This window comes from Mesorhizobium ciceri biovar biserrulae (assembly GCF_001618845.1).
Classification (GTDB): domain Bacteria; phylum Pseudomonadota; class Alphaproteobacteria; order Rhizobiales; family Rhizobiaceae; genus Mesorhizobium; species Mesorhizobium ciceri.
Genome location: NZ_CP015064.1, coordinates 4,416,675 through 4,443,099 on the forward strand (window position 1 = coordinate 4,416,675; position 26,425 = coordinate 4,443,099).

Below are 26,425 nucleotides of genomic sequence, written 5' to 3' on the forward strand. Positions count from 1 at the left end.
CCTATTTCGGCCGCCTGAAAGCCTTCCGCTGCTTCTCGACCTCTTGGCGGCAGACGCAGCCCTCGAGGTGATCGTTGACCAGGCCCATGGCCTGCATGAAAGCGTAGACCGTGGTCGGGCCGACAAAGCTCCAGCCGCGCTTCTTCAGCTCCTTCGAGATCCGCACCGAGACAGCCGTTGTCGGGTTCGCGCGCAGATGGGCGAGGTCGACGATTTGCGGCCGCTCGTCCTTGCCGGGTTCGAACTTCCAGAACCAGGCGGCCAGTGAGCCGAATTCGTCCACCATTTCGCGGGCGCGCCTGGCGTTGTTGATGGTCGAGACGATCTTGCCGCGATGGCGGATGATGCCGGCATTGCCGAGCAGGCGCTCGACATCCTTGTCGGTGAAGCTTGCTACCTTGTCGAATTCGAAATTGGCGAAGGCTTCGCGAAAATTCTCCCGCTTGCGCAGTATGGTCAGCCACGACAGGCCCGACTGAAAGCCTTCCAGGCAGATCTTTTCGAACAGCCTGCGGTCGTCGGCCACAGGCCGGCCCCATTCATGATCGTGGTAGTGCAGATAGTCGGGCAGATTGCCGTGCCAGAAGCAGCGCGCGACACCGTCGGGGCCGGCGAGCAGGCCGGTGTGTTCCTTGTCCATAGGCCAAAATCCGTTCGTTAACGCGCTTTTGCGCGGCATTTACTGCGGCTTTACCAGATTCCTGAACCCGGCGGTAACCACACCGAAAGGTTTACTGACAAAGCCGCATTTTACGCATTCCGATTCATGTTTCGGTTGCTGCTTGCGCGCCAATGATCGCCGAACCGGGAGGACGTTTCCACCCGTTTGTATCAGACGATCAAGGTGCGTTACGATGAAGACAGTGTTGTTTCCCGTGCTCGGCGCCGTGGCTGTGTTTGCCGCCGGCGTCACACCCTCAACCGCCGGCGACCGCTATGCCGACAGGCCGCCGGTGATGGTGAGCCCCGACCTTTCCGCACCCTGGGTGCTGCAGCTTGGCCATGCGCCCGGCATCGTGCGCCAGAACCGGCAGGTGGTGCAGCAGCAGCGACGCCTGCGCCCGGCGCAGCCCGACCGGGTGCAGACGGCGGCGGTGCAGCCGCCGGCCAAGCGCATGGTCGCGCGTCCCCAGATCAACCCGATCTACCTGCCGCAGGAAGTCGACTATGACGGAGGCCAGAAGCCGGGCACGATCGTCATCGACACCACGCAGAATTTCCTCTTCCTGGTCGAGAAGAACGGCAAGGCAAGGCGCTATGGCGTCGGCACCGGCAAGCCGGGCTTCGAATGGTCGGGTACGCACAAGATCACCAACAAGCGCGAGTGGCCGGACTGGCGCCCGCCGGCGCAGATGATCAAGCGCGAAGCCGCCAAGGGCCGCTATTTGCCGACCTATCTTGCCGGCGGCATGGAGAACCCGCTTGGTGCCCGTGCGCTCTACCTCGGCACCACCGAATACCGCATCCATGGCACCAACCAGCCGTGGACGATCGGCGGCGCGGTGTCGTCGGGCTGCATCCGCATGCGCAATGAGGACGTCGTCGATCTCTATGAGCGGGTCAATGTCGGAACCACGGTCGAGGTGATATAATAGTCCTTGCGAATCACCTGGCCGGCAAAGCAGTCCGCTTTTCGAGGCCAGTTTAGGGATACGGGGGACGGGCCGTATGGGGATGCGGCCGGTCAGGAAGGGCAGCACGGGAAACCGCGCTGCCCTTTCCGTTTTGAGCAGAAATCGAGGGCAAAAGGTCACCCACGCGTCGCGCAACGGGCATAGCGGTTCGCTTTCATGCTGCCCTTTGCCGCATTCTTTTGCTATCTGGGTGGCAAGTTCCACAAAAGAGTTCACCCATGCCTCTGTCCGAAGACAGCCGTTATCTCAAGGGCGGCCCGGTCGCCCAGCGCATCATCGCCGCCGTTCGCGAGGACGCAGCGATCGCCAAAGCCGAGGGTTTTCCGCCCAAGCTGATCTCGATCACCGTCGGCGACACCGATGCGGTGGACGTCTATGTGCGCAACCAGCGCGCCAAGGCTGAGCTCGCCGGCATCGATTTCGAGGAACGGCGCTTTCCCGCCACCATCACAGCAGGCGAGTTGGAAGCTGCGATCCACGGCCTGAATGCCGATCCGCGCGTTACCGGCATCATCATCCAGCGGCCCGTGCCAGCGCATATCCCGATCAAGACGCTGCAAGCGGCGGTGCATCCGCTGAAGGATGTCGAAGGCATGCATCCGGCCTCAATCGGCAACATCGTCTACAACCAGCTCGATCTCGCGCCTTGCACGGCGGCCGCCTCGGTCGAGCTGCTGAAGGAAACCGGCCTCGACCTCAAGGGACTGGAAGTCGTCATCGTCGGCCATTCGGAAATCGTCGGCAAGCCGATCGCCTTCCTGTTGATGAGCGAGGGCGCGACGGTGACGGTCTGCCATCACATGACGCGATCGGTCGCCGCCCATGCAAGGCGCGCCGATGCGCTGTTCGTCGCCGTCGGCAAGCCGCGGCTGATCAAGGCCGACATGGTCAAGCCGGGCGCTGCCGTCATCGACATCGGCATCAATTCCGAAATCGCCCCCGACGGCTCCAGCCGCATCGTCGGCGACGTCGACACTGAAAGCGTGCGCGAGGTCGCCTCCTGGATCACCCCGGTGCCGGGCGGCGTCGGTCCGATCACGGTCGCCATCCTGCTGCGCAACACCATGGTCGCGCTCAGCCGCCAGCGCGCGCTCTACGAGGCGACTTACGGCACGGCGGACAGGCTCGCGGCGGAGTAAGCGCCCGCCAAGGTCGTCCTATTCCGCCGCGATCAGGGTCTCTGCCAGAACACCTTCCGGCCTCGGCCCGCCATAAGCCCAGTCGAGCAGCTTGATCGTGTGCACCACCGGCATCTTCGCGGCGGAAGCAATTTGCGTGATGCAGCCGATGTTGCCGGTGGCGACGATCGAGGCCCCCGTCGCCTCGATGTTTTTCACCTTGCGGTCGCGCAGTTTGGCCGAGATCTCGGGCTGCAGGATGTTGTAGGTGCCGGCAGAGCCGCAGCAGAGATGCCCTTCGCGCGGCTCGCGCACGATGAAGCCGGCCTTGGCCAGCAGTTCTTTCGGCTGGCGGGTGATCTTCTGGCCGTGCTGCATCGAGCAGGCCGAGTGATAGGCAACGACAGTGCCCGGCTTGCGAACCGGTTCGGGTAGGTCGAGGGTCGAGAGATATTCGGTAACGTCCTTGGCCAGTGCCGAGACGCGCGCGGCCTCGTCGGCATAGGCCGGGTCGAGCCGCAGCATGAAACCGTAGTCCTTGATCGTCGTGCCGCAGCCCGAGGCGGTGATGACGATGGCATCGAGCCCGCCCTGGTCGAGGGCGCGTGTCCATGCGTCGACATTCTGCCTCGCCGAGGCAAGCGCGGCCTGTTCGCGCCCCATATGATGGACCAGCGCACCGCAACAGCCTTCGCCCGGCGGCACCAAGACCTCGACGCCGAGCCGTGTCAGCAGCGAAATCGTCGCCTCGTTGATGGCGGGATCGAGCACCGATTGCGCGCAGCCGGTGAGGATGGCGACGCGGCCCCTTTTGGTCCCCTGCCCGGCATGGATGCCCGGCGAGCCCATCGGCGACGCTGCCGGGATCGACGCCGGCGCGAGCTTGAGCATCGCACTGAGCGGCTTCAGCGCCGGAACCTTGTCGAACAGGCCGATGAACGGTTTGCCCAGCTTCGCCAGCTTGAGCGCGGCGCGAAAGCGCTGGGGATAGGGCAGCACGAAGGCCAGCATGGCGCGGGTCAGGCGGTCGAGCAGTGGCCGCTTGTAGGTCTCCTGGATATGGGCGCGGGCATGGTCGACCAGATGCATGTAGTTGACGCCCGACGGGCAGGTGGTCATGCAGGCAAGGCACGACAGGCAGCGATCGATATGAGTGACGATCTGCTTGTCGGCCGGACGGCCGTTTTCCAGCATGTCCTTGATCAGATAGATGCGCCCGCGCGGTGAATCGAGCTCGTTGCCGAGTGTCACATAGGTCGGGCACGTCGCGGTGCAGAAGCCGCAATGCACGCATTTGCGCAGGATCTTTTCCGATTCCGCGACATGCGGATCGGCAAGCTGGGCAAGCGAAAAATTGGTCTGCATCGCTGATGTCCTAGGCCATGCGGCCGGGATTGAAGATATTCTTGGGGTCGAATTCCTGTTTCAGGCGCGCCGATAGTGCAGCAAGAGCGGGCGGCTGCGGCTCGAACACCGGTAGAGCGGCGCGATGCGAGGGTGCGGCGCGCACCAGCGTCGCATGGCCGCCGCCATGTTTCCTCAACAGCCCGCGCAGCAGAGCGGCTTCCGGATCGCCCTGTTCCATGCGCAGCCAAACCAGTCCGCCCTGCCAGTCATAAAAGGCGCTGACGGCGGCCTGCATGCGCAGCGTCAGGACCATCTGGTGGCTCTGAGAAGGCGTCATCGAGATGCGCCAGACCGGCTTCTCGCTGCCGTCGGCGAAAGGCCTGCAATCGCGAACGTCGCGCCAGATCAGCCGTGAAGCCTCGCCGCCAATCTCCTCCAGCGGGCCGGCATTGCCGAGCAGCGTTTTCAGCGCGGCGATGCGGTAGGCGACCGACGGGCCGAAACCCTCGACGCGCAGCAGCGTGGCGGCCTCGCTGCCGAGACTGCCGCTGGCGACGCGCGCGGCGATCCGCTCCGGCAGGTGGGCGGCACTCGATACTTCAGCACTCGAGCCAAGCGCCAGGGCCATGGCGGCGGCCGCGGCATCGTCGAGCAGGCTACGGATGGCGAGCGTGACTTCGGTCTCGGCTGCCGGGAGCACCTTGAAGGTGACGTCGGTGAAGACGGCCAGCGTGCCCCAGCTGTTGGCCATCAGCTTCGACATGTCATAGCCGGTGACGTTCTTGACCACGCGACCGCCCGACTTGAAGGCCTCGCCACGACCGGACACCACATTGATGCCCAGGACATGGTCGCGCGCGGCCCCCGCCTTGAGCCGGCGCGGACCGGAGAGGTTAGCGCCGAGCACACCGCCGATCGTACCTTTGCCCGGTTCGCCACCAAGCAGCGGGCCGTAATCCATCGGCTCGAAAGCGAGCTGCTGGCCGTTTTCCGCCAGCAGTTTTTCGATCTCGGCCAACGGTGTGCCTGCCTTGGCCGACAGCACCAGTTCAGCCGGTTCATAGAGCGTGACGTCAGATAATTTCGACAGGTCGAGCGTGTGTTCGGTTTGCAGCGGCCGGCCGATGCCACGCTTGGAGCCATGGCCGAGGAGTTCGAGCGGCGCCTCTTCCGCCACGGCCCAGGCTATGGTGGAGAGGACTTCGGATGGGGTGGTCGGGGTGAAGGTGGTCATGAAGAGACCGCGCCAGATGCGAGTTCGGATATGCCGAGTTCCCTGGCGCCCCCCTCTGTCCTGCCGGACATCTCCCCCTCAAGGGGGGAGATCGGATGTCGCATATGGCTTCGCCAATCTTCAATGATGACGGAAGGGCGAGGCGCGCAAGCAGCCAATCTCCCCCCTTGAGGGGGAGATGTCCGGCAGGACAGAGGGGGGTGTTCACGCGCCGTCATCACCCTCAAAACCTCGGAATGTCCGGAAACGCCACCTGCCCGCGGTGCACATGCATCCGCCCAAGCTCGGCGCATCGCCGCAGCTGCGGGAACACCTTTCCCGGGTTGAGCAGATGGTTGGGATCGAAGGCGCATTTGACCCGCATCTGCTGGTCGAGATCGATCTGGGTGAACATCTCCGGCATCAGGTCGCGTTTCTCCACGCCCACACCGTGTTCGCCGGTCAAGACGCCGCCGACCTTGACGCAGAGCCGCAATATATCGGCGCCGAAACTTTCGGCCTTGTCGAGTTCGCCCGGTACGTTGGCGTCGTAGAGGATCAGCGGATGCAGATTGCCGTCACCGGCATGAAAGACATTGGCGACGCCGAGACCGTATTTTTCCGACAGCTCGCGCATGCCGGCGAGCACGCGCGGCAACTCCTTGCGCGGGATGGTGCCGTCCATGCAGTAGTAGTCGGGCGAGATGCGGCCGACGGCCGGAAACGCCGCCTTGCGGCCGGCCCAGAAGCTCAGCCGTTCCTGTTCGGACTGCGAAATGCGGCAGGTGGTCGAGCCGTTCTTGTAGGCGATCGCCTCGACCAGCCCGATCAGATGATCGACCTCGACGCCCGGCCCGTCGAGCTCGACGATCAGCAGCGCCTCGACATCGAGGGGATAGCCGGCATGAACGAAATCTTCCGCCGCATGGATCGCCGGCCGGTCCATCATCTCCATGCCGCCCGGGATGATGCCGGCGCCGATGATGTCGGCAACGCACTGGCCGCCCTGCTCGCTGGTCGGGAAGCCGATCAGCAGTGCACGTGCCGTCTCCGGCTTCTTCAGGATGCGCACGGTGACCTCGGTGACGACGCCGAGCAGCCCTTCGGACCCGGTCATGACGCCGAGCAGGTCGTAGCCTTCCGCATCGAGGTGACTGCCGCCCAGCCGCACCACCTCGCCATTCATCAGCACCATCTCGATGCCGAGCACATTGTTGGCTGTGAGGCCGTATTTCAGGCAGTGCACGCCGCCGGAATTCTCCGCGACATTGCCGCCGATCGAGCAGGCGATCTGGGAGGATGGATCGGGGGCGTAGTAAAAGCCCTCCTGCTCGACGGCGGTGGTGATGCCGAGATTGGTGACGCCCGGCTGGGCAACGACGACGCGATTGGGAAAATCGATCCCGAGGATACGGTTGAAACGGCTCATGACCAGCAGCACCGCGTCCTCGAGCGGCAGCGCCCCGCCCGACAGCGAGGTGCCGGAGCCGCGCGGCACGACGCGGATGTTGCGGTCGTTGCAGTATTTCAGCACGCGCGAAACCTGCGCCACCGTTTGCGGCAGCACGACGACCAGCGGCAGCTGCCGATAGGCGGTCAGGCCGTCGCTCTCGAAGGCGCGCATGGAATTGGCGGCGTCGACAACGCCCTCACCCGGCACGATGATGCGCATGTCGGCGACGATCTCGTCGCGCCGGCGCATCGTGGCATCGTCTGGTTTCGGCATGGCCAGGCCGGACATCAGCAGCCTCATTTCGCTTGACTGGTCAAAATCTTTTACCAGTGAAGCGCGTTGGGTGCAAATCCTGTAATGGCGGCGAATCCAACTTCAAGGCAGAGACAGGCTTACGCAGCGGCAATCTGCCGCTGCTATTCGCCGGGCGGCTTGCCGGGTTCGGAGTGCATCCGGCGCACGCGGCGCACGCCCCACCAGACCAGCAGGATGGCGACAGGCACCGAAGCAGCGGTAATGATCTCCGGGGCGAAGGCATGGCCGAAGATCGAGGCGCCCTTGGCGACATAGCCGACAAGGCCGACCACATAATAGGAGACGGCGGCGACCGAGAGCCCCTCGACGGTCTGCTGCAGGCGCAATTGCAGGCGGGCGCGGTTGTTCATCGAGGCAAGCAGGTCGCGGTTCTGCTTCTCGACCTCGACATCGACCCAGGTGCGCAGCAGCGTCGTGGCGCGGGTCAGTTTTCGCGATAGATTTTCCTGCCGCTCCTCGACCGAGCGGCAGGTGCGCATTGCGGGCGCCACACGGCGCTGCAGGAACCCGCGCCATGTGTCATAGCCGGGCACAGCCTCTTCCTCGAGTGCGTCCAGCCGTTCGCCGACGATGCCGTCATAGGCGCGGCTGGCGCCGAAACGGTAAAGGCTCGACGCCGCGTCCGCCTCCAGCTCCGCCGCAAGTTCGGTCAGATCGGCCAGCAAGGTCTGGCTGTCCCGTGTCCCGGCGACCTTCATCTCCAGCGTGGTCTGCGCCAGCCGATCCTCGATGCGGCGGGCGCGGCCGGACAAGGTCAACGCCAGCGGCAGGCCGAGCATGGCCAGCGTCCGATAGGTTTCGATGTCGATAAGCCGCTGCGACAACGCGCCGGTGCGCGCCGGGGTCAAGCCGCGATCGAGCAGCAGCATGCGCGTCAAGCCATCGCCATCCTGGCGAAAATCGGTAACGATGGCGGCGTTTCCGCGCTCGACCAGCGAGTAGCACAGGCTGGTCGGATCGAAACCGGCTATCAGTTGCTCGCTCGCTTGCGTCCATTTGCGGATTTCGAGCCTGATGCCGGAGATGCAGGTTCCCGGCGGGGAAAACCCGTTGCCGAAGGGTGAGTCCTCCTGCGTCCTGCCGCTTTCGGAAAGCGGCCCTTCCCACAAATAGGTCGAGAATTCGGTGTGCCGCTCCCAGCGCAGCGAGCCCTTGCCCCATTTCATGGCATGGTGGCGGGCCTGGCGGTCGGGCGCGGCGATGCCGAGGCGCCGCGACAGTTCGGAAAGCACCGCGTGGTCGACGCCGGAGCCGCCCTCCGTCATGAACGCGAGTTGCATCAGGACGCGTGGCTTTTCGATCAGCGGATGCGGCCGGGCATGAACCTCGCCGAGTGCGCCGGGCCGGCCCTCATGCGCGGGAAAGCCCATGACGCTGCCCTTGGCGCGCGGCTGGAATTCGAGATCGGACGGGTCGTCTGACACGGCTTGTTCCCCGGGGGTTTCCTTGAACCCGCTTGCACTCGCGTCCCTCTAGTGCCAATGGCCTGACGACGCAAACGGCAAAGTTAGCCGAAGATCACGGGATCGGGCGGGAAATCGGCCTGCTTTTTGTCAATTGGATAAATAATTTGACCAGTTGGCGAGGCAGGCTCTATCCTGCGGCACCGGTTCACCTTCCAGGCATTCTGTTGAGCGACATTTTTTCCAAGATCGAGCATTCGCGCACCGCCGACGAGGTGGTGCAGCAGATCGAGAGCCTCATCCTCGAAGGCGTGCTGCGCACCGGCGACCGGCTGCCGGGCGAGCGCGAGCTTGCACGCCAGTTCGACGTATCGCGGCCGATCCTGCGTGACGCCCTGAAGGCACTGGAAGGACGCGGCCTTTTGACGACAAGGCCCGGCGGCGGCACGCATGTCGCCGATGTCATCGGCCAGCTCTTCACCAAACCGGTGACGGACCTGATCTCGATGCACCGCAAGGCAGTGACCGACTATCTGGAATACCGCCGCGAGATCGAAGGGGTTGCGGCTGAATATGCGGCACGGCGCGCCACCCCAGACGACATGGCGCTGCTCGACAAGATCATGGCACGCATGGACGATGCGCACCGGACCGGCGACTTCGACGACGAGGCCGAGATCGACGTCGAGTTCCACCACGCGATCTGCGAATGCGCACACAACATCATCCTTTTGCACACGCTGCGCTCCTGTTATCGGCTGCTGTCGGAGGGCGTGTTCCAGAACCGGCTGCTGGTGTTCACCGTACCCGGCGCGCGCGACGCCCTGCTCGCGCAGCACCGGGCGATCCATGCGGCGGTGAAGGCCGGCGACCCGGCCACCGCCCGCCAGGCGGCGATGGACCACATCACCTATGTCGAACGGTCGATGGCGGAGGCCGAGCGCAGCGGCGACTGGCAGCGCGTCTCGCGGCTGAGGTTGAAACAGCGCGTTGACGCCACCGATACAGAACCAGCACGCAAACGCTCCTAGCTATCGAAACGGGAAGCCCATGAGCCAGATCCTGACCATCGCCGACCTCAAGGACCTCGCACGCCGGCGTGTGCCGAAGATGTTCTTCGACTATGCCGATTCCGGTTCGTGGACCGAAAGCACGTATCGGGCCAACGAGGAGGATTTCCAGAAGATCAAGTTCCGCCAGCGCGTCCTCGTCGACATGGACAACCGTTCGCTGGCATCGACGATGATCGGCGAAAAAGTGTCTATGCCGGTGGCATTGGCGCCAACCGGCATGACCGGCATGCAGCACGCCAATGGCGAGATGCTGGCGGCGCAGGCGGCGGAGGAATTCGGCGTGCCGTTTACCTTGTCGACGATGAGCATCTGCTCGATCGAGGATGTCGCCTCGGTTACCACGAAGCCGTTCTGGTTTCAGCTCTATGTGCTGCGTGACAAGGATTTCGTGCTCAACCTGATCGACAGGGCAAAGGCGGCGAAATGCTCGGCGCTCGTGCTGACGCTCGACCTGCAGATTCTCGGTCAGCGTCACAAGGACATCCGCAACGGGCTTTCGGCGCCACCCAAGCTGACGCTGACCAACATCGTCGACATGGCCATCCGCCCGCGCTGGTGCGCCGCCATGGCCGGCACCAAGCGGCGGACCTTCCGCAACATTGTCGGCCACGCCAAGGGCGTCGGCAACATGGCCTCGCTGGCATCGTGGACGACGGAGCAGTTCGACCTGCATCTGTCGTGGAAGGACGTCGCCTGGATCAAGGAGCGCTGGGGCGGCAAGCTGATCCTCAAGGGCATTCTCGACAAGGAGGACGCGCTGATGGCGGCCAAGACCGGCGCCGACGCGATCATCGTTTCCAACCATGGCGGGCGCCAGCTCGATGGTGCGTCGTCGTCGATCGGCGTGCTGGAAGAGATTGCCGACGCGGTCGGCGACACGATCGAAGTGCATATGGATGGCGGCATACGCTCCGGCCAGGATGTCCTGAAGGCGCTTTGCCTCGGTGCCAAGGGAACCTATATAGGCCGGCCGTTTCTTTACGGCCTGGGGGCGCTTGGCAAGGAAGGGGTTACCAAGGCGTTGGAAATCATCCGCAAGGAGATGGACATCACGCTGGCGCTGTGCGGAAAGCGTCTTGTCACCGACATGGGCAAGGACCAGCTCCGGCGCCAGGTCCCGTGACCGCCTGACCACGGAGACACCGAAAAGTTGGCAGAATCCGGCATCCATTTTCTCGACGCGCATGGGCCGGACGGCATCCGTCTCTATGCGATCGGCGACGTCCACGGCCGGCTCGACCTGCTGGCCGCCATGCATCTGCGCATCAGGGCCGAGATCGAGCAGGAGGCGCCTGCCGACTGGCGCGTCATCCATCTTGGCGACTATGTCGACCGCGGGCCGGACTCGAAGGGCGTCATCGATTTCCTGATCGAAGCGCAAGAGCGAGACCCTCGTCACCTGATGCTGGCCGGCAACCACGACATCGGCTTTCTCGATTTTCTCAAGACCCCTGACCCGGAAGGGCTTTTCATCCGGTTCGGCGGCATCCAGACGGCACAGTCTTACGGCGTAACGATCAGTGAAGGCACAAGCGTGTGGTTCGGCAAGGCCGAATCGGCCGTGCGCAGAGGACATCAGGCACTGGTCGAGGCCGTGCCGCAAAGCCACATCGACTTCCTGCGATCGCTGCCGTTTTCCGTGACTTTCGGGGACTTCTTCTTCTGCCATGCCGGCATCAGGCCGGGCATTCCTCTGGAGAAGCAAAACCCGCAGGATCTGATCTGGATCCGCGACGTCTTCCACAACCACCCCGACCTCTATCCGAAGATCGTGGTGCACGGCCACACGCCGGTACCGGAGGCGGAAGTGATGGCAAACCGCGTCAATGTCGACACGCTTGCCTGGCAATCAGGCATGCTGAGCGCGCTCGTCGTCGACGGCGCGGACAAACGCATCCTGACAATGACGATCAAGGAAGCTTGAGCGCCGCGCGTCGGAGGACGCGAAAGACGCTTCCCGCTTTAGCGCAGCGAGGCGGTGACGCCGTAACCGTCGACGGCGTTGTGGTTGTTGGCTGCGTCGGCGGCATAGATGCCGAGACCGCACAGCACGATGGCGGACAACATGGCAAAGGACAGAAGCGCTGCTTTCACGGAGGTCATCTCTTGTTGAGCTTTCTGCATCTGTGCACCAGGCGGTTACCAATGCGTTGAAACGGAGAATTCGCTTCAAAGTTTCGACGATTTTGCGCTTCTAGGCATGTTCTGTATCAACGGTGTGTCGCGCGGGTCACACAAAAGGTTCATAGCCGTTGCACAGAAGATGCAGAGCGCGCGCCTTCTAGGATGGCGGGCGGACACAAGCCAAGAATGAAACCGTTTTCCCCAGGCGGTTTCACCGCCGCGTGCCAATTATGTCACGCTGGAGGGTACGGAGAGACCAACGCTCAGATGGTCGCTACCCAGGCCCGGGCAATGGCGAGGCCAGCGGCATCCGCATCGGGCCCGTTGCGGGCCATTTCGCCATCGAGCTTGCCGGCCCAGTCGGGATGGCGCGCAGCGATGGTCGGGGCAAAGGACGCGCTCCAGTCCTTGACCATCGGCCGGTCGGCCTCGAAATGAAACTGGAAACCGTACACGGCGCGGCCGACGCGAAACGCCTGGTTCTCGGCGACATCGTTGCCGGCAAGCCGCACGGCGTTTTCGGGCAACACGAAGGTGTCGTCGTGCCATTGGAAGATCGGGAACTTTGCCGGCAGAGCGCCCAGCACCGGATCGGCCTTGGCGTCAGGCGTCAGCGACACGCCGTGCCAACCGAACTCATTGGCGCCGCCGATACGGTTCTCGCCACCAAAGGCACGAGCGACGAGCTGGCTGCCCAGGCAGATGCCGAGCACGGCGCGATCCTTGTCGGCAAAGTCGCGGGTCAGTTCGAGCAGTGCCGGGAAATAGGGATACTCATCATCGGCCAGCGCATTCTGGCCCCCGCCGAGCACCACCATGGCATCATGCCCGGCCGCGTCATCCGGCAGGGGATCGCCCCTGTAAGGGAGACGCAGGTCGAGATCGGCGCCCGCTTCCGCAAGTGCTGCGCCGACCTGGCCGAGGCCGGTATTGTCGTAGTTCTGGACCACCAGCACCCGCATCGCAAAACCCTGCTGACATGAAAAAGCTGCGACGAGCGATATCATGCCGCTCGCATTGCAGCCAAGATGCGTGTCCGGAGAGAAAACTATGCCACTGCAGAACCGGGTCGATCCGTTCGGTATCATCCACGCGGTGCCCGATCGCGGCATGTTCACCGGCAATCGCGGCATCATCCACGACCCCGAGACGAAGACGCTCAAGAAAAAGCGCTGGGCGCTTCAAGCCTGGATCGTCTGCGTCTGCCAATTCCGAAATGTGCAGCGCGAACCGATGGGCCGCAACCGGAAGGGCGGTAAAGCGGGCTGGACCGAGCTGTTCTTCCTCGACGAGGTGACCGCATTGGCGGCCGGGCATCGCCCCTGCTTCTTTTGCCAGCGCGAACGGGCCAGGGATTTCGTCGGCCGCTTCGGCGAAGCCTTCGGCATCGCCGAACCGCGCGCGCCGATGGTCGACAAGCGGCTGCACAAGGAGCGGCTGGCGTCAGGCGGCAAGCCGCCGGTGATTGCGGTTGAAGACCTTGCCGGCCTGCCGGACGGCGTCGTGGTTGCGGATGGCGGCACTGTTTATGCCTTGCGTAGCGGCAAGGCACTGCGCTGGTCCTTTGCGGGATATGAGCACCCCAACGATTTCGACATGCTCAAAAGCAAGACACTCTCGCTACTGACGCCGGCCACGACGCTCTGCGTGCTGCGGCACGGCTTTCGGCCGGTGTGGCATCCGACCGCCGAGGCTTGACGCCGGCGGCCGGCTCGCTCATTCCTCGGCGATGCGCGCCAATTACAAAATGCAACGTCTGTTCGTGACCGACGATCTCGCGCCGGACATCGAATTCGAGGCCGGCCAACAGCAGAGCCACTATCTCCTGCATGTGCTGCGGCTTGGCGAAGGCGCCGAAATCCTGGTGTTCAATGGCCGCGACGGCGAGTGGTCGGCGGCCATATCGGCGAAGACGAAAAGGGCGGTGCGGCTGAAGGTGTCGGCGCTGCAGCGGCCGCAGCCGCCTCTGCCCGATCTCGTCTACTGCTTTGCGCCGCTGAAGCAGGGCCGGCTCGATTATCTCGTGCAGAAGGCGGTCGAGATGGGCGCCGGCATCCTGCAGCCGGTCATTACCCAGCACACGCAAGTGGCCAAGCCGTCGATCGATCGCCTGCGCGCCAATGTCGTCGAAGCCGCCGAGCAATGCGGCATCCTGGCGGTGCCTCAGGTGCGCGAAGCCGAAAAATTCGACCGCCTGTTGACCGGCTGGGACACAGAGCGACGGCTGATCTTCTGCGACGAGGATGCTTCGACCAACAATCCGCTGGCCGCGCTGCAGGCGGTCAAGGAAAAGAAGCTTGGGCTGCTGGTCGGGCCGGAGGGTGGCTTTTCCGACGATGAGCGCAAGATGCTGCGCGCCCTGCCCTTCGTCACCGCCATTCCGCTCGGCCCGCGTATCCTGCGCGCCGATACGGCGGCGGTGGCCGCATTCGCGGTCATGCAGGCGACAGTCGGAGACTGGTGAGACGTCATCCCTTGCAAGGGACGGAGAGCGGAGTAACGTTCAATTCCTGTTGACCTCTGGCTCAGGATTTTTCGCTTGATCGTATGCTGACATTTCGTCCATTTAGCGCCGGCGATCGTCCGATCGTCCTACAGCGCCCGCCTCCTTTCGGACGTGCAAAGGACACTGTAGCATTCCATTGGGGCACATGATCCCGGCGAAAGTCGAAAGCCGATTTTCGGGGTCATGTGCAGAGGGTTCATAAATGGCGCGCGATACGACCGATTTCCGCCCGATCGAAGGTGTCGACGAACTCGTCGAGCACCTGGCCGAAGGCAACAAGCCGCGCGACAAATGGCGCATCGGCACCGAGCACGAGAAATTCCCCTTCTATGTCGACGGCAATGCACCGGTCCCCTATGGCGGCGAGCGTGGCATCCGCGCCATCCTCGAAGGCATGCAGGAAAAGCTCGGCTGGGATCCGATCGTCGATGACGGCCGCATCATCGGCCTGGTCGAACCGACCGGCCAGGGTGCGATTTCGCTGGAACCCGGCGGCCAGTTCGAGCTTTCCGGCGCACCGCTGGAGACGATCCACCAGACCTGTCGCGAGGGCAACGCCCATCTGGCGCAGGTGCGCGAGATCGCCGAGCCGATGGGCATCCGCTTCCTCGGCCTCGGCGGCAGCCCGAAATGGTCGCTAGCCGAGACGCCGAAAATGCCGAAATCGCGCTACGAGATCATGACGCGCTACATGCCCAAGGTCGGCACCAAGGGCCTCGACATGATGTACCGCACCTGCACGATCCAGGTGAATCTCGACTTCGAGAGCGAGGCCGACATGCGCCGCAAGATGCAGGTGTCGTTGAAGCTGCAGCCGCTGTCGACGGCCTTGTTCGCCAATTCGCCTTTCACCGAAAGCCACCCGAACGGCTTGCAGAGCTGGCGCGGCGACATATGGCGTGACACCGACAACCAGCGCTCGGGCCTGCTCGAATTCTGCTTCTTGCCCGATTTCGGTTTCGCCGACTATGTCGAATGGGCGCTCGACGTGCCGATGTATTTCGTCATCCGCGACGACCGCTATCACGACATGACCCACATCACCTTCCGCCAGTTCATGGCCGGGGCCGCGCGCAATGAAGTGCCGGACGGGCTGCCGACAATGGGCGACTGGGCGAACCATCTGTCAACGCTGTTCCCGGATGTGCGGCTGAAGCGCTTCCTCGAGATGCGCGGCGCCGATGGCGGGCCATGGCGGCGCATCTGCGCGCTGCCGGCCTTCTGGGTCGGATTGCTTTATGATGAGGCCGCACTCGATGCCGCCGAGGCGCTGACCTCGAGCTGGACGTATGAAGAAACGCTGGCGATGCGCAATGCCGTGCCGGAACAAGGCATCTCCGCACCGTTCCGCAACACCACGCTGCGCGAGATCGCGCGTGACGTGATGGTCATTTCCCGCATGGGACTGAAGAACCGTGGCAAGAAGAACCGCGACGGCTACGACGAGACCTCCTTCCTCAACACGTTGGACGAAGTGGTGGCGCGGGGCACCACCAGCGCCGAGGAGATGCTGTCGGCCTATCACACGCGCTGGGGCGGCTCGATCGAGCCGGTTTTCATGGAATACGCCTATTAACCCTCGGATTTGGCAAAGCTGACCGGCCGGCAAAAGTCGCTTCAATCGGAAGTGGAAACAAACTAGGCTTCTTCGGCGAGGATTTCCGGAGGAGACGCCGATGCCCACCTTGTTCGACATGCTGACGCAGGCCCAGAACGGCAATGGCATGCAGGCCCTTGCCCAGCAATACGGGCTTTCGATGCAGCAGACGCAAGCCGCGGTCGCTGCATTGCTGCCGGCCTTTTCGCAGGGGCTGCAACGCAACACCGCCGACCCCTATGGGCTCGGCGCCTTCATGACGGCGATGGCCAGCGGCCAGCACGCCAAGTATTTCGAGGACGCAACCCGGGCCTTCTCGCCGCAAGGCGTCGATGAGGGCAACGGCATTCTCGGGCACCTGTTCGGTTCGAAGGATCTGTCTCGCGCCGTGGCCAGCCAGGCGGCGCAAGCCAGCGGCGTCAATCAGCAGATCCTGCAGCAGATGCTGCCGGCGATCGCCTCGATGGTCATGGGCGGGCTGTTCAAGCAGACGGCAAACCAGATGCAGGCCGCCGGTGGTTTTGGCGGCGGCGGCAACAATCCGCTCGGCGAGATCATCGAGCAGATGATGCGGCAAGGCGGCAGCATGCAGGCCCCGGCGCCGCAGCCGCGCCAGGCGCCGCCGCCCCAGAACCCGATGGACAACCCGCTCGGCAAGGTGTTGCAGGACATGTTCGGCGGCGGCGCGGCTCAGCCACAGCCGCAAAGCCAGACGCAGCCGGCACCCAATCCCTACGGCGACAATCCGCTCGGCAAGGTGCTGCAGGACATGTTCGGCGGTGGCGCGCCTCAGCCGCAGCCGCAGGGGCGGGCGCAGCCGCAGCCCCAGCAGACGCAAAGCCCCTACGGAGACAATCCGCTGGGGAAAATCTTCGAGGAGATGCTGCGGCAAGGTGGCGGTGGCTTAGGCGGCATCCCCGGCGGACAGCCGGCGCCGCAACAGCCTCAAGCGCCCCCGCAACGTCAGGCACCGCAGCCACAGGCCAATCCGAACGGCCGTCCGAAAAACCCGTTCGACGACCTGTTCGGCAAGATGTTCGAAACCGGCGCCCAGCAGCGTGATGACTACCAGAAGGGCGTGGAGACAATCTTCGACCAGTTTAAGCGGGACATGGACCGGCGGTAGGCGGTCTTCGCTGAGGTAGAAAGAGAAAAGCCCGGTCCTGGGAGGACCGGGCAGAGTGCAGGCGGGCCGGGGGGATCCGGCAGGGAGTGGGAGCCTGCATACTCGTCAGTCGCGTCGAACCCTGAAAAGGTTCACGGCAACCCAAACAACAAGCAACCGATCAGGCCACCTTGCGGGCGAAATCCTCGATCGTTTCGATGCGATCACTGGCGATCTCGCGCAACATCGCCGTCGGGTCGCGGCCAAACGGCACGTCGATGGCGACATGCAGGTCGGCGCGCGTCAGGCCGATATCGGCGAGTTCGGCGTCCGACATCTCGCCAAGGCGATAAAAGGCGCGGCGGTTTTTCCAGGCGCGGTAGATGTTGGAGACGGTGTTGGCCACGCGCGTCGCAACGGCCGGACGCGAGGTGATGCGCGAGGTCTCGGTGGCGAAATCGAACGTGGTCATTGTCGGTCTCCTTCAGACTCGAACGGGCAAAGCCTTGCGATCGGCGCTGGCGACAGCGGCCGTTCCGGCTTCGATTCACATGCCTTCATGTGGACAATGCCAATTTGCCATCGGCCGATTGATTAATCCAACGAATGTTTCTAATCTTTACCATCAACACCAGTGATGGATCATATCGATGAAATCGCCGCTCGATCTCGATCAATTGCAGACCTTCATCTCGATCGCCGATACCGGCAGCTTCACGCGGGCAGCCGAAGAGGTGCACCGGACCCAGTCGGCGGTGTCGATGCAGATGCGCCGGCTGGAGGAGCGGATCGGCAAGCCGCTGTTCGAAAAGGACGGGCGCACCAACAGGCTGACCGAGGAAGGCGACAAGCTGCTCTCCTATGCGCGGCGGCTGCTCTATCTCAACCGCGAGACCCTGGCGGCCTTCGACGACCGGCGGCTCGAAGGCACGATCCGCATCGGCACGCCCGACGACTACGCCGACCGTTTCCTGCCCGAGATCATGGCACGGTTCACCCGCTCCAATCCGCGCGTCGAACTCACCGTCATCTGCGAGCCGACGCCGGGGCTGGTCGAGCATATCAAGCGCGGCAATCTCGATCTAGCGCTGGTGACGCACAACGACGTGCGCGGCCAGTCGGAGGTGGTGCGGCGCGAACCGCTGCTGTGGGTCACCTCGGCCAACCATGCAACGCATGAGCAGGAAACGCTGCCGATGGCCTTCGGCCGGCCGAACTGCATCTGGCGGCGCGCCGCCGTCGATGTGCTCGACCAGCAGAACCGCGACTATCGTATCCTGTTCACCAGTTTCTCGGCCACCGTCATCACCGCCGCGGTGCTTTCCGGGCTGGCAATCTCGGTGCTGCCGGAATGCGCGCTCAGACCCGGTATGCGGGTGCTGGGCGAAGCCGACGGCTTCGGCGCCCTGCCCGATTGCCGCATCGGCATCATGCGCGGCCAGACGTCGCGGCCGGAGATCGTCGATGCGCTCGCCCGCCATATTTCGGAAAGCCTGGACAACATCTCGGTGCCGGTCGGCGAAGACCCCGGAACGTTCGATTTCGCAGCGCTCGCCTTCACCAAGCTGCGGCGAACCAAGCCGAACCAGATCCTGCCCGGCTGGTAGGCAGGGCCAGGTGTGCGGGTTATGAACGGCTGGCCCGACGCAACCGCCTTGACGCGGGCGCCCAACCGTTCCCCAATCGGCCGATGAGCGAAGCAGCATCCGAATCACGCACCAACGCCGCCGAATATACGGTGAGCGAGATTTCCGGCGCGCTGAAGCGCACGGTCGAGGACGTTTTCGGCAATGTGCGGGTGCGTGGCGAGATATCAGGCTATCGCGGGCCGCATTCCTCAGGTCATGCCTATTTCGCGCTGAAGGACGACCGCGCGCGGCTCGACGCCGTGGTGTGGAAAGGCACGATGAGCCGGCTGAAGTTCCGTCCCGAAGAGGGCATGGAGGTGATCGCCACCGGCAAGCTCACCACCTATCCCGGCAAATCCAACTACCAGATCGTCATCGACAATCTGGAGCCTGCCGGCGCCGGCGCCCTGATGGCGCTGCTGGAAGAGCGCAAGCGGCGGCTACAGGCCGAGGGTCTGTTCGACACCGGCCGCAAGCGACTGCTGCCGTTCATGCCGCGCGTCATCGGCGTCGTCACCTCGCCGACAGGGTCCGTCATCCGCGACATCATCCACCGCATCAAGGACCGCTTTCCGCTGCACATCCTGGTTTGGCCGGTGCGTGTTCAGGGCGAGACGTCAGGCGCGGAAGTGACTGCCGCGGTCAACGGCTTCAACGCGCTGGCATGGGATGGCGCCATCCAGCGGCCCGATCTGTTGATCGTGGCGCGTGGCGGCGGCAGCCTCGAAGACCTCTGGGGGTTCAACGACGAGGCGCTCGCCCGCGCGGTTGCCGCTTCCGGCATTCCGGTGATCTCGGCTGTCGGCCACGAGACCGATTGGACGCTGATCGACCTCGTTGCCGACGTGCGAGCGCCGACACCGACAGGCGCGGCCGAAATCGCCGTGCCGGTGAAGGCCGACCTCGAAGCAACGCTTGCCAGCCTCGGTGCGCGGCTGAAAGCGGCGGTGCTGCGCAATTTCGAGCGCAAGCGGCAGGCCGCCCGTGCCGCCGCCCGGGCTCTGCCCTCGCCCGATCAATTGCTGGCGCTGCCGCGCCGGCGCCTCGATGAGGCGACATCCAGGCTCGGCCGGGGCCTGTTGGTCTCCACCGAACGCAAGCGTGCAAGGTTTTTTGCCGTGAAACTGACACCGGCAATGCTGTCGCAGCGCATTGCAGAGGCCCGGCGCACCAACGAACGCAATCTTTTGCGAGCACAAGGGGCACTGCGTGCGATGGCAAGAGCCCGGCGTGCGGAGCTTAACCGGGCGGCGGATCAATTGCCAAAATGTGCAAGGGCATCGCTGCAGCGGCACAAGCAGCAATTGGCCATGCTGCAAGGCCGAATCACGATCGAGCCGACGGCACGGCGGCAACGCGTGCAGAGGGATTTGCTGACAGCTTTGACAAGACGCGGCACGCAAGCAGTGGTGCTCAGGCTGGAGCGCCTGCGCGGCCGCGTCGTCCAGGCCGACAGGTTGATGGCGTCGCTGTCGCACAAGGCCGTCCTGGCCCGCGGCTTTGCGCTGGTGAGGGATGCGGACGGCGCCGTCGTCAAGCAGGCTGCCGACGTGGCGTCGGGAATGGCGCTTTCGCTCGAGTTCGCCGACGGGACCGCCGATGCGGTGGCAATCAGCGGCACGGCAAAACCGAAAGCCGTGGCCAAGCCGGCGGCCAAGGCCAAAGAGCCTGGCAATCAGGGATCCCTATTCTGACACCATGACCGACAATCCGCATCATCTGGCAACGCCCTCAGGCAAACCGCGCGCGCGAAATTTCGGCATCGGCTTCGACGGACGGCCTGGACCGTTCAACGCGATCACCGATGTGCCCGGCGTCGCGGTCGGCTATGCGACGCTGATCTCGGGCGATGGCACGCTTGTCGTCGGCAAGGGACCGGTGCGCACCGGCGTGACCGCGATCCTGCCCAGGCCGCTTGCCGACCTCGCCAACCCGGTCTTCGCCGGGATCTTCAGCCAGAACGGAAACGGCGAACTGACCGGCTCGCACATCGTCGAGGAAACCGGCGCTTTCAACTTCCCGATCACCGTCACCAACACGCATTCCTGCGGTGTTTCCCGCGACGGCACGCTGCGCTGGATGCAAAGCGTGCTGCCGGCGGCGCTCGACAGCGGCTGGGGACTGCCGGTGGCGGCGGAGACCTATGACGGCTTCCTCAACGACATCAACGGCCACCATTTGACGTCGGAGCATGTTGCGCAGGCCCTCGACGGTGCCGCCGGCGGACCGATCGAGGAAGGCAGCGTCGGCGGCGGCACCGGCATGATCACCTTCGGCTTCAAGGCCGGCTCCGGCACGGCATCGCGCATCGTCGAATGGCACGGCCGTGCCTATACGGTCGGCGCCTTCGTGCAGTCCAATTTTGGCAAACGGCGCAATATTGCCATTCGCGGCCTGCGCGCCGGGCCGCAACTCGTCGAACCGGCTGTCCGCGAAGGCACACCGCGCGCCGAAAAGGGTTCGATCATCGCCGTCATCGCCACCGACGCACCGTTCCTGCCGCATCAGATGAAGCGGCTGGCCCGACGGGTGCCGCTTGGCGTCGCCATGACCGGAGGCTTCGGGTATCACAGTTCAGGCGACATTTTCATCGCCTTCTCGACCGCCAATGCGAGCGCCGCGCGGGCGCCATCCGGCCGCATCGCCAGTGCCGATTTTATTCCCGATACCGACATCGATCCGTTTTTCGATGCGGTGATCCAGACCGTAGAGGAAGCAATCCTCAACGCGCTGGTTGCCAATGACGATATGACCGGACGCGACGGGAATTTCGTGCCGGCGCTGCCGAAGACGTGGCTGAAGGAGACGTTTGGCTGAAGACAAAAACGCGGGCCAGAAGCCCGCGCTGCAACAATGTCGCCGCTATGCGATCATTCGGCGGCTTTGATCATTCCGCGGCTTTTCTGGGGGCCTGCTGGCTTTCTTCCGCCTCGGCCGCTTCCTCAAGCCGGGATGCGATAAGTTCCTGGATATCGCCGACTTCTTCCTGGATATCCTCCAGCGGAATGCCGACCTCGGCCGCCTCGGCGGCGCACTCCTTGGCCAAGGTTTCGGCCTGCTTGTCGATCCTTGCCTGGGAGGACTGGCAATGGACTTTTTCGCCGATCCATCCCCGCAAGAATTCGATGGCGTGTTCGCTCATACTGCTGTTCCCTGGCGGCAAAGCCGGTTGGTAATCATAAACGTCGACATCCCGCAAAGGATGCATGTCCCCATTCCAGCCGAGTCGCGGTCAGCCGGCAAGCCAATGCCGTCCAAGGTCCACAGAGCCATAGGAAATCGAGGGGTCAAGGGCATTTTCTGATTCTGGAGGGGTCGGTACCGTTGGCTGGGTCACACCCAGCGCTGCGCCACTGTTTCTATTTGCTTTTTTCCGGTTTCCGAGCCGATTTCCGTCACAATAGATGGCGCAAAACACTACACATTCACAGTTGCTTCGAGGTGCTGCCCTCGGGCGCGCGGGTCGAAGCCGCCGCTATATAGTGACATCCTCCTGCAATGTCGACTCCGCCCGCCATCCTGCTTCTTTCCGCCGCGCCGAAGGGCTCCGCGACGGACGCAGAACAAGTGACGATGGACCCGAACCGGGTGGAGCAGGCCCCGGCGGAGCCGCTCAGACGTGCACAGCCACCACCGCCGCGCAGTCGCCGGCCTTAACCAGCCCGGGGAAATGCCGCGCCGCAAGCATGCCCGACATTTTTGCCCGGATCTCCTGCGGAGCGACGCCGGTGCGGCCGGTGGAATGAATGCGCGCCAGCACCGAGCCTTCTTTGACGGGCTCACCGAGATCGACCATGGTTTCGATCATGCCGTCGTCTTCGGCGAACGAGAAACAATCGCCCGACGGCATGTCGAGCCACTGGGTTCGAGTCTTCTCGACCGCACCATCTACAATGCCGGCATGACGCAGCACGTTGAGAATGCCGCGCCTCGCGATCCGCACGGTTTGCGCGCGCGACGTGCCGCCGCCGCCAAGTTCGGTGCTGACGAAGACCTTGCCCATCTCCTCGGCTGCCGTGTCGTACATGCCGACGGCGTCGATCTCGATCATGCGCATCGAGAACGGAGCGGCAAAGGCCGCGACCGCGTCAAAGGCTTTCTGTTCCAGCGCCTTGTCGGGCAAAGTGTGCGCCGCGCAGAACGGCACGAAGTCCAGCGTCTTGCCGCCGGAGTGGAAGTCGAACACGATGTCGGCGCGGGGAAGCAGCTCACGCTGGAAATAATCGGCGATCTTCTCGGTCACCGTCCCGTCCGGCCGGCCGGGAAAGCTGCGGTTCATGTTGCCCTTGTCGATCGGCGAGGTGCGCGTGCCGGCGCGGAACGCCGGATAGTTCATTGCCGGCACGATGATCACCGTGCCGCTGACTTGCCTGGGATCGAGGGTCCTGGCGAGATCGTAGAGGGCCAGCGGCCCCTCATACTCATCGCCATGGTTGGCGCCGGACAGCAGAGCTGCCGGCCCGTTGCCGTTGCGGATGACGCAGATCGGGATCATCACCGAGCCCCACGCGGAATCGTCGCGGCTGTAGGGCAAGCGCAGGAAGCCGTGCTGGACGCCGTCGCGGTCGAAATCGACGGTCGGCGCGACCGGTGATGAGCGTAGATTCGACATCGGGCTCAATCCTTCACCACCAGCTTACGCGGCACATTGGCCAGGCACTCCACACCGGTTTCGGTGATCAGGATGGACTCGGTGATCTCCAGTCCCATCGTTTCCAGCCACAGGCCGGTCATGAAATGGAAGGTCATGCCGGGCTTGAGTTCGGTGCGGTCGCCGGGACGCAAGCTCATCGTGCGCTCGCCCCAGTCCGGCGGATAGGACAGTCCGATCGAATAGCCGGTGCGGTTGTCCTTGACGATGCCATACTTCTTCAGCACGGCGAAGAAGGCGTTGGCGATGTCCTCACAGGCGTTGCCGGGTTTGGCCGCGGCCAGCCCCGCTTCCATACCTTCCAGCGTCGCCTTCTCGGCATCGAGGAATTCCTGCGTCGGCTTGCCGAGGAAGACGGTGCGCGACAGCGGGCAGTGATAGCGGTTGTAGCAGCCGGCGATCTCGAAGAAGGTGCCCTCGTCCCGCTTCATCGGTCTGTCGTCCCAAGTCAGATGCGGCGCCGAGGCATCGGCACCCGACGGCAGCAGCGGCACGATCGCCGGATAGTCGCCGCCGATGCCATCGACGCCGCGCGTGCCGGCATCATAGATTTCGGCAACGAGATCGCATTTGCGCATGCCGACCTCGATCTTGTCGAAGATGCGCTGGTGCATCGCCTCGACGATGCGAGCCGCCTTGCGCATATAGTCGATCTCGGTCGGGCTCTTGATCGCGCGCTGCCAGTTGACCAGCGCGGTGGCATCGACAAAGCGGGCATTGGGCAAATGCTTCTGCAGCGATGCGAAGGCGGCGGCCGAGAACCAGTAATTGTCCATCTCAACGCCGACTGTCAGCTTGCCCCAGCCGCGATCCGCAAGCACGCTGGCCAAAAAATCCATCGGGTGGCGCTCGGTCGACTGCACATAGTGATCGGCATAGCCGACGATGTTATCATGCGCGAGATAGGCAGTGCGCTTGGCACCGTTGGCGTCCTGGCCGCGGCCGTACCAGACCGGCTCGCCCGATGGCGGCACGATAACCGCCTGATGCACGTAGAACGACCAGCCGTCATAGCCGGTCAGCCAGGCCATATTGGACGGGTCGCTGATAACAAGAAGATCGACGCCCTTCACCTCCATGGCTTTGCGTGTCTTGGCGAGGCGATCCGCATATTCGCCGCGCGAGAATCTCAGGTTCGGTTGCATTGTTCTTGGTCCTCGTTTGTTGGGCCTTGAGCCTGTTTCAACTTCGTTGAAACCGGCCCGTCGTTCTTGTTTGGGCGTGATCTTTCGGAAAACCGGTTCCCACTTTTCCGGATCACGCCTTGGCCAGCATCAGCTTTCGAAAATGGCCCCGGAACCGGCCACCCGCGCCCGATCGCGGGCGAACGTAGCTATCGCCGTATCCTGAACGCCGGTGCCGGTCAGATCGGCGATGGTGATGTCGCTGGCCGAGCGCCGACCGTGCCGTTTACCGGCGATAATCTGGCCAAGTTCGGTCACCTCTTCCTCAGCGGCCATCACGCCCGCCGCGATGGCGTGATGCAGCTCACCCAGCCGCCGCGTCTGACGGGCGCTGTCCGCGACATAGAGATCGGCCATGCGCAGGATTGCCGGCGCGATCTCGTTCTTGTGCTCGGCGTCGGAGCCCATCGCCGTGATGTGCTGGCCGGCGGAAACGAAACCCGCCTTGATCAGCGGCTCGGTCGAAGGCGTGGTGGTGACGATGATGTCGGCGCCGACAACTGCGTTTGCCGCGTCGGGCTCGGCATGCACGAGAATGCCGAGCTTTTCGCGCAGGGCTCCGGCGGTTGCCTCGGCCTTTGCCACATCGCGCGCCCAGATGCGCGCCTCGGCAATCGGCCGCACCAGCATAAGGGCTTCCAATTGCAACCCGGCCTGGACGCCGGCGCCGAAGATCGCGGCAACTGACGAGTCCTGCCGCGACAGATGTTTGGAGGCGACGGCGCCGGCAGCAGCGGTTCGGATATCCGTGAGATAGCCGTTGTCGAGCAGCAGTGCTTCGACCAGGCCGGTTTTGGACGACAGCAGCACCATCATGCCGTTGACGCTGGGCAGGCCGAGCTTCGGATTGTCGAAGAAGCCGGGGCTGATCTTGATGGCGAAACCGTCGATATCAGGCACGTAGGCGGTCTTCACGTCGACCTCGCCGCGATGCTCGGGAATGTCGAGCCGCAGGATCGGCGGCATCGCCACCGGCAGGGTGGCAAGCGCACGGAAGGCGTTTTCGACGCAGGCGACGGCATCGAGATCGAGTGTCACGATCACGCGCAATTCTTGCTCGGTGAGGATCGTCATCCGGCTCATGCGGCGTGCTCCTTGAGCGATGGCGCCTCGCCGCAGACGATCCTGCGGTGCGCGTCCATATCGATGTTGCGGCCGGAGAGAAGCACGACCACCGGCCCGTCCGACCTGACCTTGCCGGCGAGCAGCGCGGCGATGCCGACCGCGCCGGCGCCCTCGACGATTTCGCGTTCGCGCGCATAGGCGTGACGGATGCCGGCGGCGATCTCGTCCTCGCTAAGCAGGACGATACCATCGAGCAGGTCGCGGCACATGGCGAAGGTCAGCCGGTTGTCGAGGCCGATTCCGCCGCCGAGCGAATCCGCCAGCGTTGCCAATTCTTCCACCAGCACCGGGCGGCCGGCATCGAGGCTGGCCTTCATCGCCGCGCCACGCGCCATCGAGACACCGATGATCTTTGTGCCGGGGCTGACGCCTTTGATGGCCGCGGCAACGCCTGAGGCGAGCCCGCCACCCGACAACTGCACCAGGACGAGGGCGGCATCCGGGACCTGTTCTATCATCTCAAGCCCGAGCGTGCCTTGCCCGGCGACAATGTCGGGATGGTCGAAGGGCGGCAGCATAACCAGCCCCTCTTGCGCCACCAGCCGATCGACCTCCTGCTGGGCATCGTCCTGGCTGTTGCCGATAATGCGAACCTCCGCGCCCAGCCGGCGGATCCCGTCGAGCTTGTTTTCAGGCACCAGCCGCGACATGCAGATCACGGCGCGCATGCCCTCAAGCTTCGCCGCATGCGCCAGCGCGCGGCCGTGGTTGCCGGTCGAGGCCGCGACCACGCCACGCGTCTTCTCCGCGGTGCTGAGCGAAGCGACGGCATTCGAGGCGCCGCGCAGCTTGAAGCTGCCGGTGGTCTGCCGGTGTTCGAGCTTGAGGTGGACGGGGACGCCCAGCTCTTCGGAAAGACTTTGGGACAGCACGGTCGGCGTGCGCTCGACCTTGCCGGCAATGCGCTCATGCGCGGCGCGAATGTGCTCAAGAGTGACCTGTGTCATGA

General features: G+C 64.1%; 25 protein-coding genes. 12 read left to right on the forward strand and 13 right to left on the reverse strand.

Annotated elements, in window-relative coordinates; all coding sequences use genetic code 11:
- Position 1: 1 nt before the first annotated feature.
- Complete coding sequence (locus A4R29_RS20745; RefSeq protein WP_063172767.1) at positions 2-640, reverse strand: DNA-3-methyladenine glycosylase I; 639 nt, start codon at positions 638-640, stop codon at positions 2-4.
- A 214-nt stretch (positions 641-854) separates the two neighbouring features.
- Between A4R29_RS20745 and A4R29_RS20750 the strand changes: the two genes are divergently transcribed.
- Together A4R29_RS20750 and A4R29_RS20755 are read left to right on the forward strand one after the other, a co-directional pair.
- Positions 855-1,592 (forward strand): L,D-transpeptidase, encoded by a 738-nt coding sequence (locus A4R29_RS20750; protein WP_032808011.1) that lies wholly within the window; start codon positions 855-857, stop codon positions 1,590-1,592.
- Positions 1,593-1,852: 260 nt separating this feature from the next.
- Positions 1,853-2,773: a bifunctional 5,10-methylenetetrahydrofolate dehydrogenase/5,10-methenyltetrahydrofolate cyclohydrolase gene (locus tag A4R29_RS20755; protein ID WP_013530353.1), complete on the forward strand. Its 921-nt coding sequence runs from the start codon at positions 1,853-1,855 to the stop codon at positions 2,771-2,773.
- 18 nt (positions 2,774-2,791) lie between these two features.
- On the opposite strand, the gene glcF is transcribed toward A4R29_RS20755, so the two are convergent.
- From glcF to A4R29_RS20775, 4 genes are all read right to left on the reverse strand, one after another.
- Positions 2,792-4,117, reverse strand: coding sequence for a glycolate oxidase subunit GlcF (gene glcF, locus A4R29_RS20760; RefSeq protein WP_063172768.1), 1,326 nt, complete (start codon positions 4,115-4,117; stop codon positions 2,792-2,794).
- Between the two features lie 10 nt (positions 4,118-4,127).
- A complete protein-coding gene (locus A4R29_RS20765; RefSeq protein WP_063172769.1) occupies positions 4,128-5,333 on the reverse strand; it encodes an FAD-binding protein in 1,206 nt (401 codons plus the stop codon).
- A 223-nt stretch (positions 5,334-5,556) separates the two neighbouring features.
- A complete protein-coding gene (locus A4R29_RS20770; protein ID WP_013530350.1) occupies positions 5,557-7,053 on the reverse strand; it encodes an FAD-linked oxidase C-terminal domain-containing protein in 1,497 nt (498 codons plus the stop codon).
- A 128-nt stretch (positions 7,054-7,181) separates the two neighbouring features.
- Positions 7,182-8,504: a DUF3422 family protein gene (locus A4R29_RS20775; RefSeq protein WP_013530349.1), complete on the reverse strand. Its 1,323-nt coding sequence runs from the start codon at positions 8,502-8,504 to the stop codon at positions 7,182-7,184.
- 206 nt (positions 8,505-8,710) lie between these two features.
- Between A4R29_RS20775 and A4R29_RS20780 the strand changes: the two genes are divergently transcribed.
- From A4R29_RS20780 to A4R29_RS20790, 3 genes are read left to right on the forward strand one after another with little or no spacing between them, the layout of a single operon-like run.
- Entirely contained in the window at positions 8,711-9,514 is an 804-nt protein-coding gene (locus A4R29_RS20780; RefSeq protein ID WP_063172770.1) for an FCD domain-containing protein, read from the forward strand.
- 19 nt (positions 9,515-9,533) lie between these two features.
- Positions 9,534-10,679 carry an alpha-hydroxy acid oxidase gene (locus A4R29_RS20785; protein WP_013530347.1) on the forward strand — a complete coding sequence of 382 codons (1,146 nt, stop codon included), beginning with the start codon at positions 9,534-9,536 and terminating at the stop codon, positions 10,677-10,679.
- A 27-nt stretch (positions 10,680-10,706) separates the two neighbouring features.
- Entirely contained in the window at positions 10,707-11,480 is a 774-nt protein-coding gene (locus tag A4R29_RS20790) for a metallophosphoesterase (protein WP_063172771.1), read from the forward strand.
- A 38-nt stretch (positions 11,481-11,518) separates the two neighbouring features.
- Here the strand turns inward: A4R29_RS20790 and A4R29_RS35390 are convergent, their stop codons facing one another.
- Both A4R29_RS35390 and A4R29_RS20795 read right to left on the reverse strand, forming a co-directional pair.
- On the reverse strand, positions 11,519-11,650 hold the full coding sequence (locus tag A4R29_RS35390; RefSeq protein ID WP_013893872.1) for a hypothetical protein: 132 nt from the start codon (positions 11,648-11,650) through the stop codon (positions 11,519-11,521).
- Between the two features lie 293 nt (positions 11,651-11,943).
- A complete protein-coding gene (locus A4R29_RS20795; RefSeq protein WP_027162214.1) occupies positions 11,944-12,642 on the reverse strand; it encodes a type 1 glutamine amidotransferase in 699 nt (232 codons plus the stop codon).
- An 88-nt stretch (positions 12,643-12,730) separates the two neighbouring features.
- On the opposite strand from A4R29_RS20795, the gene A4R29_RS20800 reads away from it, so the two are divergent.
- The 4 genes from A4R29_RS20800 to A4R29_RS20815 all read left to right on the forward strand — a co-directional run bounded on the left by A4R29_RS20800 (position 12,731) and on the right by A4R29_RS20815 (position 16,909).
- Positions 12,731-13,378, forward strand: a complete 648-nt coding sequence (locus A4R29_RS20800; RefSeq protein WP_063172772.1) for a hypothetical protein — start codon at positions 12,731-12,733, stop codon at positions 13,376-13,378.
- A 31-nt stretch (positions 13,379-13,409) separates the two neighbouring features.
- Positions 13,410-14,144: a 16S rRNA (uracil(1498)-N(3))-methyltransferase gene (locus A4R29_RS20805; RefSeq protein ID WP_013530342.1), complete on the forward strand. Its 735-nt coding sequence runs from the start codon at positions 13,410-13,412 to the stop codon at positions 14,142-14,144.
- Between the two features lie 244 nt (positions 14,145-14,388).
- Positions 14,389-15,762 (forward strand): glutamate--cysteine ligase, encoded by a 1,374-nt coding sequence (locus A4R29_RS20810; RefSeq protein WP_063172773.1) that lies wholly within the window; start codon positions 14,389-14,391, stop codon positions 15,760-15,762.
- Between the two features lie 100 nt (positions 15,763-15,862).
- The gene (locus A4R29_RS20815; protein ID WP_063172774.1) at positions 15,863-16,909 is read left to right on the forward strand and encodes a DUF937 domain-containing protein; all 1,047 of its coding nucleotides are present in this window, start codon (positions 15,863-15,865) and stop codon (positions 16,907-16,909) included.
- Between the two features lie 160 nt (positions 16,910-17,069).
- Here the strand turns inward: A4R29_RS20815 and A4R29_RS20820 are convergent, their stop codons facing one another.
- Complete coding sequence (locus A4R29_RS20820; RefSeq protein ID WP_013530339.1) at positions 17,070-17,360, reverse strand: DUF1127 domain-containing protein; 291 nt, start codon at positions 17,358-17,360, stop codon at positions 17,070-17,072.
- 178 nt (positions 17,361-17,538) lie between these two features.
- On the opposite strand from A4R29_RS20820, the gene A4R29_RS20825 reads away from it, so the two are divergent.
- The 3 genes from A4R29_RS20825 to A4R29_RS20835 all read left to right on the forward strand — a co-directional run bounded on the left by A4R29_RS20825 (position 17,539) and on the right by A4R29_RS20835 (position 21,333).
- On the forward strand, positions 17,539-18,495 hold the full coding sequence (locus A4R29_RS20825; RefSeq protein ID WP_013530338.1) for a LysR substrate-binding domain-containing protein: 957 nt from the start codon (positions 17,539-17,541) through the stop codon (positions 18,493-18,495).
- Between the two features lie 83 nt (positions 18,496-18,578).
- Entirely contained in the window at positions 18,579-20,210 is a 1,632-nt protein-coding gene (gene xseA, locus A4R29_RS20830; protein WP_063172775.1) for an exodeoxyribonuclease VII large subunit, read from the forward strand.
- 4 nt (positions 20,211-20,214) lie between these two features.
- A complete protein-coding gene (locus tag A4R29_RS20835; RefSeq protein WP_063172776.1) occupies positions 20,215-21,333 on the forward strand; it encodes a DmpA family aminopeptidase in 1,119 nt (372 codons plus the stop codon).
- Between the two features lie 70 nt (positions 21,334-21,403).
- Here the strand turns inward: A4R29_RS20835 and A4R29_RS20840 are convergent, their stop codons facing one another.
- The 5 genes from A4R29_RS20840 to eutB form a co-directional block, all read right to left on the reverse strand.
- Positions 21,404-21,658 carry a DUF768 domain-containing protein gene (locus A4R29_RS20840; protein ID WP_013530335.1) on the reverse strand — a complete coding sequence of 85 codons (255 nt, stop codon included), beginning with the start codon at positions 21,656-21,658 and terminating at the stop codon, positions 21,404-21,406.
- Positions 21,659-22,129: 471 nt separating this feature from the next.
- A complete protein-coding gene (gene doeB / locus A4R29_RS20845) occupies positions 22,130-23,128 on the reverse strand; it encodes a N(2)-acetyl-L-2,4-diaminobutanoate deacetylase DoeB (protein WP_024502317.1) in 999 nt (332 codons plus the stop codon).
- Positions 23,129-23,133: 5 nt separating this feature from the next.
- Complete coding sequence (gene doeA, locus A4R29_RS20850; RefSeq protein WP_063172777.1) at positions 23,134-24,312, reverse strand: ectoine hydrolase DoeA; 1,179 nt, start codon at positions 24,310-24,312, stop codon at positions 23,134-23,136.
- A gap of 129 nt (positions 24,313-24,441) precedes the next feature.
- Positions 24,442-25,434, reverse strand: coding sequence for an ectoine utilization protein EutC (eutC, locus tag A4R29_RS20855; RefSeq protein ID WP_063172778.1), 993 nt, complete (start codon positions 25,432-25,434; stop codon positions 24,442-24,444).
- Positions 25,431-26,423 carry a hydroxyectoine utilization dehydratase EutB gene (eutB, locus tag A4R29_RS20860; protein ID WP_167355184.1) on the reverse strand — a complete coding sequence of 331 codons (993 nt, stop codon included), beginning with the start codon at positions 26,421-26,423 and terminating at the stop codon, positions 25,431-25,433. The genes eutC and eutB overlap by 4 nt, the downstream gene beginning before the upstream one ends.
- Positions 26,424-26,425: the final 2 nt, after the last annotated feature.

Coding starts and splice junctions, on each gene's coding strand:
- A4R29_RS20745 (WP_063172767.1), bottom strand. CDS start 640: ATGGACAAGGAACACACCGGCCTGCTCGCCGGCCCCGACGGTGTCGCG.
- A4R29_RS20750 (WP_032808011.1), top strand. CDS start 855: ATGAAGACAGTGTTGTTTCCCGTGCTCGGCGCCGTGGCTGTGTTTGCC.
- A4R29_RS20755 (WP_013530353.1), top strand. CDS start 1,853: ATGCCTCTGTCCGAAGACAGCCGTTATCTCAAGGGCGGCCCGGTCGCC.
- glcF (WP_063172768.1), bottom strand. CDS start 4,117: ATGCAGACCAATTTTTCGCTTGCCCAGCTTGCCGATCCGCATGTCGCG.
- A4R29_RS20765 (WP_063172769.1), bottom strand. CDS start 5,333: ATGACCACCTTCACCCCGACCACCCCATCCGAAGTCCTCTCCACCATA.
- A4R29_RS20770 (WP_013530350.1), bottom strand. CDS start 7,053: ATGTCCGGCCTGGCCATGCCGAAACCAGACGATGCCACGATGCGCCGG.
- A4R29_RS20785 (WP_013530347.1), top strand. CDS start 9,534: ATGAGCCAGATCCTGACCATCGCCGACCTCAAGGACCTCGCACGCCGG.
- A4R29_RS20795 (WP_027162214.1), bottom strand. CDS start 12,642: ATGCGGGTGCTGGTGGTCCAGAACTACGACAATACCGGCCTCGGCCAG.
- A4R29_RS20800 (WP_063172772.1), top strand. CDS start 12,731: ATGCCACTGCAGAACCGGGTCGATCCGTTCGGTATCATCCACGCGGTG.
- A4R29_RS20805 (WP_013530342.1), top strand. CDS start 13,410: ATGCGCGCCAATTACAAAATGCAACGTCTGTTCGTGACCGACGATCTC.
- A4R29_RS20810 (WP_063172773.1), top strand. CDS start 14,389: ATGGCGCGCGATACGACCGATTTCCGCCCGATCGAAGGTGTCGACGAA.
- A4R29_RS20815 (WP_063172774.1), top strand. CDS start 15,863: ATGCCCACCTTGTTCGACATGCTGACGCAGGCCCAGAACGGCAATGGC.
- A4R29_RS20820 (WP_013530339.1), bottom strand. CDS start 17,360: ATGACCACGTTCGATTTCGCCACCGAGACCTCGCGCATCACCTCGCGT.
- A4R29_RS20825 (WP_013530338.1), top strand. CDS start 17,539: ATGAAATCGCCGCTCGATCTCGATCAATTGCAGACCTTCATCTCGATC.
- xseA (WP_063172775.1), top strand. CDS start 18,579: ATGAGCGAAGCAGCATCCGAATCACGCACCAACGCCGCCGAATATACG.
- A4R29_RS20835 (WP_063172776.1), top strand. CDS start 20,215: ATGACCGACAATCCGCATCATCTGGCAACGCCCTCAGGCAAACCGCGC.
- A4R29_RS20840 (WP_013530335.1), bottom strand. CDS start 21,658: ATGAGCGAACACGCCATCGAATTCTTGCGGGGATGGATCGGCGAAAAA.
- doeB (WP_024502317.1), bottom strand. CDS start 23,128: ATGTCGAATCTACGCTCATCACCGGTCGCGCCGACCGTCGATTTCGAC.
- doeA (WP_063172777.1), bottom strand. CDS start 24,312: ATGCAACCGAACCTGAGATTCTCGCGCGGCGAATATGCGGATCGCCTC.
- eutC (WP_063172778.1), bottom strand. CDS start 25,434: ATGAGCCGGATGACGATCCTCACCGAGCAAGAATTGCGCGTGATCGTG.
- eutB (WP_167355184.1), bottom strand. CDS start 26,423: ATGACACAGGTCACTCTTGAGCACATTCGCGCCGCGCATGAGCGCATT.